Below are 10243 nucleotides of genomic sequence, written 5' to 3'. Positions count from 1 at the left end.
TCACCCCAATCCAATGCTTGCAACGAATCGCTCATGACCAAGATGAATCACTCGCGACCATCACCGTCAAGACTAAGTTAGCGCGTATGGGGTCACGCCCGAGGACGACAGAGGGTGGGGGGAGCCTCGGTGGCAAATAGCGAAGTGCGCAGCGGTTTTGTCGGAATGGCGTCATTGTTTGCGTAATCCCAGTCAAAACCGCTCGCGCATTTGCTGGAATTTCCCCAGACGTCTCGCCCCTTGCCGATCGTGCCCCCCACTCTCCGTCATACTCGGGCTTGACCCGAGTATCCATGCCGCAAGCGCCTCGCTTGCATGTGTTCGGTTACGATCGTTTTGTCAGGGTGAGCACGAACGCAGCGCTCGTGGCCATGGGTCCTCGGGTCAAGCCCGAGGACGACGGAGGGTGGGGGAGTCCTTGTGGCAAGTAGCGAAGTGCGCAGCTGGCGTATCGTCGCCAGGGCAGAGAAAGACCGAGCGTGCGCCTCCTGCCGATCTCCCTCCTTGTGGGGGAGATGCCCGGCAGGGCAGAGGGGGGTGCCACAGGACGCGGCGCCCCGAGCGTTTGCCTAAGCCGCCTCCCCCTTCTCAACCGCACCCTCCGCCAGCTTACGCGCCGCGACGAAATCCACCTTGCCCGATCCCAGCACCGGCACCTTGCCGATATTAACTTCGGCCGGCACCATCATGTCCATGGCGCCCTTGGATTTGGCGAAGGCGAGGAATTCGGCGCGGGTGGCATTCGGGGCATCGGTCAGGAGCACCAGGCGTTCGCCCTTCTTGGCGTCGGGCAGCGACGAGACGACCGACAGCGCCCCGGGCCAGAGTTCGGCAGCCAGCGTTTCGACGGCGGCGAGCGAGATCATTTCGCCGCCGATCTTGGCGAAACGCTTGGCGCGGCCGCGGATCTTGACGAAGCCGTCCTCGTCGATGGTGACGATGTCGCCGGTATCGTGCCAGCCGTCGGCGAGCGGCTCGAGCACGCCGGGCTTTTCGGCGCGGAGATAGCCGGCCATGACATTGGCGCCGCGCACATGCAGCCGGCCGCCCTCATCGATGCCGGGCACCGGCTCGAGCTTCCATTGCATGCCCGGCAGGATTTTGCCGACCGTGCCCGAGCGGTTGTACATCGGCGTGTTGATCGAAATGACAGGCGCGGTCTCGGTGACGCCGTAGCCTTCGAGGATGCGCAGGCCGAATTTTTCCATATAGGTGTGGCGGGTGGAAGCCTTCACCGGCTCGGCGCCGGAGAAGATGTAGCGGATCGAACGGAAGTCATAAGGGTGCGCGGTCCTGCTATAACCGTTGAGGAAGGTGTCGGTGCCGAAGATGATCGTGGCGTTGGAGACATAGATCAGCTCCGGCACGATGCGGTAATGCAGCGGCGACGGATAGAAATAGACCGGCACGCCTGAGATCAGCGGCAGCACGGTGCCGGCCGTCAGCCCGAAGGAATGGAAAACGGGCAGGATGTTGAACACCTTGTCGCCGCTGTGGAAATCGATGCGGGCGGCGGCCTGGGCGGCGTTCGACAGGATGTTGCGGTGGGTCAGCACCACGCCCTTCGGCGTGCCCTCGGAGCCGGAGGTGAAGAGGATGACGGCCGGATCATCCGGCCGGCGCTTGACCAGCGGCCGCCCCTTGCGGATGAGCCCGCGGATCTTGTCGATAAGGCCGACTTCGGCTCTGAGATCATCGAGCCAGACGATCGTCACCTGCTTTTCCATCTCGGCGATGACGGGGCCGAGCTTGGCCTGGGCGACGAAGGCGCGCGAGGTCAGCACGTGCTTGATCTCGGCTGCCTTGCAGGCGGAGAGAATATTGGCGGCACCGGCGGTAAAATTCAGCATGGCCGGTACCTTGCCGGCGCTCATGACCCCGAGAATGGTGGCAGCGGCGCCATTGGCATTCGGCAGCATGACGCCGAGGTTGTTTTCCGGGAACTTGGCGCGGAATTTGGCGCCGAGCACGGCGGCACCCGTCAGCAGCTTGCCATAGGTGAGGCTGCCGGTGACCGGATCCTCGACGGCGAGCTTTTTCATGCCGAATTCCTGGGCCGCCTGGATGACGCGGCCGAGCACGGTGGACGAGGTATCGGCGGTCTCAAACAGCAGGTTCGACATCACCTGATAGAGGGCGGCACCCGCCGCCGTGCGGCGTTTGCGGCCTTTCAGCTCGGCCGGCACTTCGAGTTTCACCGGTTCGAGAATGGTGACCTTGACCTTGGGGAACAGCCGGCGGCGGATCTTGCCGTTATCGAGGTAAGAGAGATAGCTCTTCTCCAACCCGTCGATCCTGACCGGCACCACCATCGAGCCTGTTTTGTCGGCGACCATGGCGGCGCCATCATAGACCTTCATCAGCGTGCCGGTCACCGTCAGCCGGCCCTCGGGGAAGATGCCGATCGGGTTGCCGTCCTGCACCACCTTGATCAGCGAGCGCGTCGCCATCGGCTTTGTGGGGTCAAGCGGCAGGAACTTGCACATTTTCAGGAAGGGCCGCACCCACCAGGCCTGGGCAATCTTGTAATCGACGGCGAAGGTCGGCTCCTCCTCGGTGATGGCGAGCGCCAAGGCGCCGTCGAGCAGGCTGACGTGGTTGAGCGCGATGATCGGCGCGCGGCCGGCCTTCTTGATATTCTCCAGCCCCTCGACCTCGAGCCGCATGAAGGCGCGGAACAGGATCGAGATGAAATCGCGGAAGGGATTGGTCGGCAGCGTCTTCAGCATCAGCCAGGCGACGGCAAAGTTGAGGATGCCGAGGCCGATCAGGATCTGCGGAATGGAAGCGCCGAGCGCCTGGATGGCGGCGACGAGGCCGAGGCCGACGGTGATGAACAGCGCCGAGAGCACATTGGCGGCGCCGATGACGCGGGCGCGGCGGTCCTCATGCGCCCAGGTCTGCAGCGCGGCGAAGGTGGGCACGGCGATGAAGGCGCCTGATATGGCCATGCCGGCGAGATCGATGGCGACGCGGATGGTATTTTGGCCGGCGAAGAAACCGGTGATCGTTGTCGCATGGGTGACCGATGCCAGGCCCCAGAGGTTCCAGGCGAGATCGAGGCTGAAGAGGCCAAGCAGCGCCGTGCCGACAGGGGCCGGCAGCAGCACGATACGGCCCGACGACATCCAGGCGGCAATCGCCGAACCGACAGCGACGGCGATGGCGAAGACGGTGAGATAGGCGGGCACGACCAGTTCGGAGCCGCCGAGCAGCTCGGTCACCATGGTCGGCAGGATGGAGAGAACGAAGGCGCCGACCAGCCAGAACCAGCAGTTCATCAGCGCCGAACGCCACAGGCGCTTATCGGAACGGATTTCCATGACGAGGGTATAGCTGGAGCGGATGACGTTGCGGTCGATCTGCAGATCCGGCGCCTTGGAGCCGGTGGCCGGGATCATCCGGCTGGCCAGCCAGCAAAGCACCGAAAGCCCCATCATCATCGAGCCGAACAGCAGCACATTGTCGCCGCTGGAGAAGGCCAGTGCGGCGATGATCGTGCCGGCGAGGATGGCGATGAAGGTGCCGCCCTCGATCCAGGCATTGGCCTTCGGCAGGTCGCGGCGGTCGAGGTGATCGGGCAGGATGCCGTATTTGATCGGCCCGAACAGCGCCGAGACGACGCCAAAGCCGAAGAGGGCCGCCATCAGCACAAAGATCGAGGAGAAGGCCAGGCCGACGACGGCAAGCGCCGCAATGCCGATCTCGCAACGTTTCAGCAGTTCGGCGATCTTGGCCTTGTCGTGCTTATCGGCGAGCTCGCCGCCGAGCGCCGAGAGCAGCAGGAAGGGCACGATCAGGATGACGCCGGCAAGCGTCACCAGGGCGGCGCCTTCGCTCGCCGACATCTTGAAGAGAATGAGGAACACCAAAGTGTTCTTCAGAAAATTGTCGTTGAAAGCCGTGAGGAACTGGGTCCAGAACAGCGGCGCGAATTTCCTAGACGTCATCAGATTGTGGTGCACGGGCGTGGTCCCTCTTTCGGCCTGCTGAGAAGGCCACAGAGTTGTTACCCATTGGTTGAATGCGGCAACAACTCTGCGCTGTGGTTAAGGAAGATCAATCTTCATCGCTACGATTGAACTTGACCAGCAGCTTTTCCGTGCGGGCATCCTCGACCTTGCGGATCAGCTTCTCGGATTCGGCATTGTCGCGCAGCGTCTTGGTAATATTCACCGTGGTCTGCACCAGCATCAATATGCCCATGGCGAGATAACCTTTGCCCCAGAGATCGAGCGGCATCATGTAGAGGCCGAGCGCCAGCATGAAGGCGGCCGAGCCGAAGGAGATGTAGGAGAAGCTGACCCAGCTGGCGGAATGTTTCTGGAAACTGTCGTTCATGATCGTAATCCTCAAGGTTCTATGGATTGGATGGTTGAATGGATGCGATTTCAGGCGGCCGGCGTGATGCGGCTCTTCAGCCGGGCGAGCACCTCATCGGCGGAGGAGTGAAGCGCCGGGCCGCAGCCGGCATTGGCAAGCTTTTCGATGATGCCGGCCGGGCGGATTGCGCCTTCCATCTCCTTCAGTGCTGCCGCCGTCAGATCATTCTGGCTCTGGCGGATGCGAAGGCGGGCCAGGGTCTCCTCGGCCTCGTCGAGCGTCGCGAGGCCCGGACCGGCGACCACCACGTCGAGCTTCTGCGCCTCCTCGGTGGCGCGCGCCAGCCGCTCGCCGCGCTGCAGCGCCTGCAGCCGCGCTTCGGAGGCCCGGACGATGCCCTTCAATTTGTCGATGCCGGCGGTGAACTGGGCTTGCGCCTTTTCCGACGCATCCCGCTCGGCTTCGAGAAAGGCGATCGCCTCGGCCGCTTCCCGGGCGAGCCCCTCATTGCCCTTGGTGAGCGCTGCGGTGGCGCGGTTTTCGAGATCGGCGATGCGGGCAACGATCGTTGCATGCTGCACCTTCTCCTGCTCGTTCTGGGCGATGGCGACGGCGACGCTGCGGCGCGCCGACTGGATCTGTTGGGCGGCATCGCGGATCTGCTGAGACAGCAGCGGCACGGCGTGGCGATCGGCAAAAGCCTGTTCGGCATCATGCGCCCTGCCCCGCAACAGAATGGAAATCAGTTTGAACATTTCTTGCCTCCGGTTTATGAACGTTGTTCACGAGATGAGTTATGGCAGAATCGTGAACGTCGTTCAAGATAAATTTTGAACAACGTTCAAAAAATCGAAATGGAGTGGTTAATGGCCGGTAGACGAGAAGAAAAACGCGAGGATTTGAAGGCCCGGCTGATCGAGGCGGCGCGCGAACGCATCGCCCGCGACGGGCTGACCAATCTGCGCGCCCGCGACATCACCCAGGACGCCGGCTGCGCCCTCGGTGGCCTCTACACCGTCTTCTCAGACCTCGCCGAGCTCGTCATCCACGTCAACTCCGCAACGCTGAAGGCCTTGGAGGCCAGGCTGACCCTGCCCGAGGCCAAAGACAAAAGCCCCACCGACCGCCTGCGCAACCTCGCCCAGGGCTACCTCGCCTTCGCCGTCGAACACCGCAACCTCTGGAAGGCCCTCTTCGACCACTTCCCCCCCGACACCAGCCCGACGCCGCAATGGCACCTCGACGAACACCTCTTCCTGATGGACGTGATCGCCGAACCGCTGGCCGAACTGCAGCCCGACATGCCCGCGCAAGACCGCGCCATCCGCGCCCGCACCCTGTTCGGCGCCGTCCACGGCGTGGTCAGCATCAGCCTGGAAGGCCGCTTCGTCGGCCTGCCGCTGGCGCGGCTGGCAAGAGAGGTGGACGAGCTGGTGCAGACGATTGCGGCCGGGGCGGAGCGGCGAAGAGAAGAGGGCGCGTAAGTGCGGCCGGGGTGGGTTTGGCAAGAGCCCTCCTCCCCTCCGTCGTCCTCGGGCTTGACCCGAGGACCCATGCCCACGGCTTGAGGGCCGGCTCCTTCATCCGGCTGACGGCATTGCGGTTCCAGCCGAAGCCCCACCCCACCCTCCGTCATCCTCGGGCTTGACCCGAGGATCCACACACAGCACTCGACGTTCATACGTTCCCGGTAGGACGCCCCCTTCCGTTCCCGCTGCCGACGGCCAGCACAGCGCTCGTAGCATGGATCCTCGGGTCAAGCCCGAGGATGACGGAGAGTGTTGAAACCAATCTACAAAACCGCCCCCGCAAGCTGCCGGAATTCCCCCACCACCTCGCCTCCAGCCAATCGCCTCCCCCCACCCTCCGTCGTCCTCAGACTTGACCCGAGCACCCCTACCCAAGCACTCTGCCCCCACCACGCCGCAAGCGAAAGGAACCCCCATGAGCCGCATCTTCATCACCGGTTCCACCGATGGCCTCGGCCTTGCCGCCGCCCGCACCCTCATCCGGCAAGGCCACGACGTCGTCCTCCACGCCCGCTCCCGCGAGCGCGCCGCCGCCATCGCCGACACTTCAGCTACCGCCCTCGGTCTCGTCATCGGCGATCTCGCCAGCGCCGCCGAGACGCGCTCCATCGCCGACCAAGTCAACGCCATCGGCCGCGTGGACGCCATCATCCACAATGCCGGCATCTACCTCGAACGCAGCCGCGGCGAAACGCCGGAAGGTCACGCCAAGACGCTGGCGGTCAACGTGCTCGCCCCCTATCTCCTCACCGCCTGGATCACCCGCCCCGACCGCCTGATCTATCTCACGAGCGGCATGCACCGCAGCGGCGCCAGCAGCCTGGACGATCTCGACTGGAAGCGGCGGCCCTGGAATGCCAGCCAGGCCTATTCGGAAAGCAAGCTCTACATCGCCACCCTTTCCGCCGCCATCGCCCGCCACTGCCCGGATATCCTCAGCAACGCCGTCGACCCCGGCTGGGTGCCGACCAAGATGGGCGGCGCCGGCGCGCCGGATGATCTGGAGATGGGGCATCTGACGCAGACGTGGCTTGCGACGAGTGAGGATGGCGCGGCCAGGATCAGCGGCGGGTATTGGTATCATCGGCAGCGGCGGGAGACGGCGGCGGAGGTTGGTGATGTCGGGTTTCAGGAGGCGCTGGTGGAGAGGCTGGCGGAGTTGACTGGGGTTCGTCTGTTCGCAGAGGGCGAATGAGGCGCGAGACATGCCGGCTAGCTGCTTGGACGCCGCTAAGGACTTGAGCTGTTGACCCAAATTCTCTCATATGTCTCCCTGACTGCGGAGAACGTGTCAGTGACTTGCATCAACGAAGTTGGGCTATGAAGACCGCCGTCTTTGAACGAGGCGCCAGAATGATATCCTTGAGATCCATCGACCAAAACGTAACGGTCGTGAATCTCCGGCGCGCGTCGAACCTCAACTGTGAGACCATATTGATTTGCGAAGAGGGTTGCGGCTTGCAACAAACCTTCGGTGCCTTTTTTGCCTAACAATCGGACCGACGCCGATTTGCTCACGTCCGGGAGATACCGCGCCAAGAAGTCGCTATTGAGATATGGATCAATAAAAAACAGATCGCTTCGCGCCTCCTGGATGACTTTCTTAAGTGCATCATAATAGTCGAACACCATCCCGCGATCCACAGTCACGCTCAATGGTCCGACCGTCGCCATACGCAATTTATGCCGAGCAGATCTCAATAGGACTCGTAAGTTGCGTTGGTGATCCCATGACGAGATAGACGAGTTGAGCCCCATAATTGCCATATTGGCTTCCAGTTGACCGCCAAGCCGTGTGTCGGAAAATATGGCTTTTACTCTGCCGAGCCAATCAAAGGTCTCGTCATCTGTGCCGCTCATCTCGGAGAATCCGGGAGTTGTGCGGATTATATCCTCAATCTCCGCAAGCAGATCGGCATCTGATAGGCGTTCTGTCATCGCCAGCTCCTATTCAAAAGTAACCTCAAACGGACCTTCCGAACGAATCCGAAATTCTTGGAACGGCAGCCCCAGCATTTTTGCCCCAACCATCTTGTAGAGGTAGTCGATAACGAAAGTGCCCTTGAACTGCTTATCCTCGATAAAGCCGGTTGCTTCCGTATAGCATTCACCTACAAGGTCGAAGGGAAGCACGCCCGCAGGGCCGAGCAGCGTCGCAGGGATTTGCGTTCCTGCCGGGATATCGATCGCAACGAGATTTTGCATCAACGTCGGGCTCTCTCGATTAACAGAGATGTATTCGTCAGCGGCTTTGAAAAGGAAAGGTGAAAAGCCGAAACGCTTATTTAGCTCATCAAGTCCCGCAAAAGCGGACACGATCTCAACGACGGCTGAAATGAGACCGTCATCCGTCCGAAACACTCGGCTCCCAGTTATACCGTTCCTGATTCCATCCATCTTCAAATCGACCGGAAGAGAACAAGTGTTCCTTTCGTAGACGACGTGGCCGTTCAAGATCCGCGCCTCTGACCCCAGCCCTTCTGCTAGTGGCTTACCGATATCGATCTTGACGCCCGCCCGCTTTCGCATTGCATCCGGTCCCAGCAGATTGCGCAAGGTCGGTAGCTTTTCGTCGGTTTCATCCTTCAACCACGAAAAAATCGGAGCGTCAGGATTGCCTGCCCGATAGACTTTGAACTCCCGGCCGTTTGACAGAAGATAGAATTCCGCAGCGATTTCGGGATGGGTAGCATACGTGTGCGCCTGATAGCTGTCGTTTTGGGAAAGTTGAATTGACGGCTTCTTAGCCTCAACCACCCATCGGGCGTATGAAACGACCTCGCAGACGAAATCAGGCTTCCCGCGCAAGACGGGGTCTTTCTCGCCCTTCTTGTGCCCCAGGAAGGCCTTGTCGTATTGCAACGAAACTTGGCTTCGCAAATTGGCTTCCGGGTTTCCCTGCGTGTAGCCCAGCGCACGGCACAGTGGGCGCACCAGCTCTCCCGCAACGTCGTCTTCGTTCATCGTCTCGATGTTATGCGCGGCAAAATAGACATGCGTAATCTCCGAATCGCCTGAGTTTCTCGCAATGGCTGAAATTATCTAGCTGCCGCATTCGTTGAGGTTGTTTAATCCCCAAGAAATCAGATCGGGGGACAACTTGGCAAGCCGTTGACCCGGCCTCTAGAACCGCCAGTCGCGATACGGAAGTTTGCTTCGGAAAACTGTTACGGTTAGCCTTCGCTAATGCTTCTCAAGCACTTGATTATGTTGGAAAAATTAGCAGTGGCTGGGGCGCCTGGATTCGAACCAGGGATGACGGTACCAAAAACCGTTGCCTTACCGCTTGGCGACGCCCCACCAGAGCTTGAGCGGAAACCGCTTGCTCAAATCGACGCCTGATTAGCAAAGCTCTCCGTCTGTCACAATGACTAAGTTGCCCCTCGCGCAGATTTATGCGCTGCAGAGTGCCAAGGCCCGTGCTAGGAATGGGCGGTGTCATCGGCCTCGAGAGCATCGCCCCGCATGGAAAGCCCCGCATTCGACCTTGCTTTCGAGCCGGCCTATGGGCGGGCCGTGCCGGTGGCGCCTGATGTCGAGCGGGTCACGGCGGAAAATCCGGGGCCTTTCACTTTTTACGGCACCAACAGCTATATCGTCGGCGCTTCCTCGGTCGCGGTCATCGATCCCGGGCCAGAGGACGAGGCGCATTTTCAGGCGCTGATGGCAGCGCTTGGCGGGCGGGAGGTGACGCATATCTTCGTCAGCCATACGCATCGCGACCACTCGCCGCTTGCCCGCCGGCTGCAGGCGGCGACGGGGGCGGTGACGGTGGGGCAAGGGCCGCACCGGCCGGCGCGGCAGCTGCGGGCGGGCGAGATCAATCCGTTTTCCGAGAGTTCGGATATGGAATTCGTGCCGGATCTCGCGCTCGGCGACGGTGAGAGCATTGCGGGTGATGGCTGGGCGCTGACATCGGTGCTGACGCCGGGGCACACGGCCAATCATGCCGCCTTCGCGCTTGAAGGCCGCGATATACTCTTCTCCGGCGATCATGTCATGGCCTGGTCGACCTCGATCGTCGCGCCGCCGGATGGATCGATGGCGGATTATATGGCCTCGCTCGAGCGGCTGATCGCGCGTCAGGACCGCCTGCTGCTGCCCGGCCATGGCGGGCCGGTGACGGAGCCGGCCAGCTTCCTGCCGGCGCTGAAGGCGCATCGGCTGAAGCGCGAGCGGGCGATTCTCACACGCATCCGGGCGGGCGACCGGCAGATTGCCGAGATGGTGAAGGCGATCTACAGCGATACCGATCCGAAGCTTTATGGGGCGGCCGCGCTTTCCGTGCTCGCCCATATCGAGGATCTCTTGGAGCGCGGCGAGATTGCTGCGGATGGGCCGCCCTCGCTTGCCGCCACCTACCGGCTGTTGTAAGCGGGAGATGGGGAGAT

General features: G+C 61.8%; 8 protein-coding genes and 1 tRNA gene. 3 read left to right on the top strand and 6 right to left on the bottom strand.

The genetic code is table 11. The features are described from left to right. Nucleotides 1–569: 569 nt before the first annotated feature. From FHX14_RS23655 to FHX14_RS23645, 3 genes are all read right to left on the bottom strand, one after another. Complete coding sequence (locus tag FHX14_RS23655; RefSeq protein WP_184379026.1) at nt 570–3965, bottom strand: acyl-[ACP]--phospholipid O-acyltransferase; 3396 nt, start codon at nt 3963–3965, stop codon at nt 570–572. Nucleotides 3966–4059: 94 nt separating this feature from the next. Continuing rightward, nucleotides 4060–4341 carry a YiaA/YiaB family inner membrane protein gene (locus tag FHX14_RS23650; protein WP_003569708.1) on the bottom strand — a complete coding sequence of 94 codons (282 nt, stop codon included), beginning with the start codon at nt 4339–4341 and terminating at the stop codon, nt 4060–4062. Nucleotides 4342–4391: 50 nt separating this feature from the next. Then, entirely contained in the window at nt 4392–5078 is a 687-nt protein-coding gene (locus FHX14_RS23645) for a PspA/IM30 family protein (RefSeq protein WP_184379024.1), read from the bottom strand. 111 nt (nt 5079–5189) lie between these two features. Between FHX14_RS23645 and FHX14_RS23640 the strand changes: the two genes are divergently transcribed. Both FHX14_RS23640 and FHX14_RS23635 read left to right on the top strand, forming a co-directional pair. Further along, nucleotides 5190–5807 (top strand): TetR-like C-terminal domain-containing protein, encoded by a 618-nt coding sequence (locus tag FHX14_RS23640; RefSeq protein WP_184379022.1) that lies wholly within the window; start codon nt 5190–5192, stop codon nt 5805–5807. A gap of 460 nt (nt 5808–6267) precedes the next feature. Then, a complete protein-coding gene (locus FHX14_RS23635; RefSeq protein ID WP_184379020.1) occupies nt 6268–7047 on the top strand; it encodes an SDR family NAD(P)-dependent oxidoreductase in 780 nt (259 codons plus the stop codon). Between the two features lie 35 nt (nt 7048–7082). On the opposite strand, the gene FHX14_RS23630 is transcribed toward FHX14_RS23635, so the two are convergent. From FHX14_RS23630 to FHX14_RS23620, 3 genes are all read right to left on the bottom strand, one after another. Then, complete coding sequence (locus FHX14_RS23630) at nt 7083–7790, bottom strand: hypothetical protein (protein ID WP_184379018.1); 708 nt, start codon at nt 7788–7790, stop codon at nt 7083–7085. A 9-nt stretch (nt 7791–7799) separates the two neighbouring features. Beyond that, nucleotides 7800–8816 (bottom strand): type I restriction enzyme HsdR N-terminal domain-containing protein, encoded by a 1017-nt coding sequence (locus FHX14_RS23625; protein WP_184379016.1) that lies wholly within the window; start codon nt 8814–8816, stop codon nt 7800–7802. A gap of 262 nt (nt 8817–9078) precedes the next feature. Beyond that, a tRNA-Gln gene (locus tag FHX14_RS23620) sits at nt 9079–9152 on the bottom strand. Between the two features lie 165 nt (nt 9153–9317). On the opposite strand from FHX14_RS23620, the gene FHX14_RS23615 reads away from it, so the two are divergent. Next, entirely contained in the window at nt 9318–10226 is a 909-nt protein-coding gene (locus FHX14_RS23615; protein WP_184379014.1) for an MBL fold metallo-hydrolase, read from the top strand. Nucleotides 10227–10243 lie beyond the last annotated feature (17 nt).

Origin of the sequence: Rhizobium sp. BK619 (assembly GCF_014195245.1) — a bacterium.
Lineage (GTDB): Bacteria > Pseudomonadota > Alphaproteobacteria > Rhizobiales > Rhizobiaceae > Rhizobium > Rhizobium acidisoli.
The sequence above is the reverse complement of the archived record's forward strand: the minus strand, read 5'-3'. Positions and strand labels throughout refer to the sequence as shown.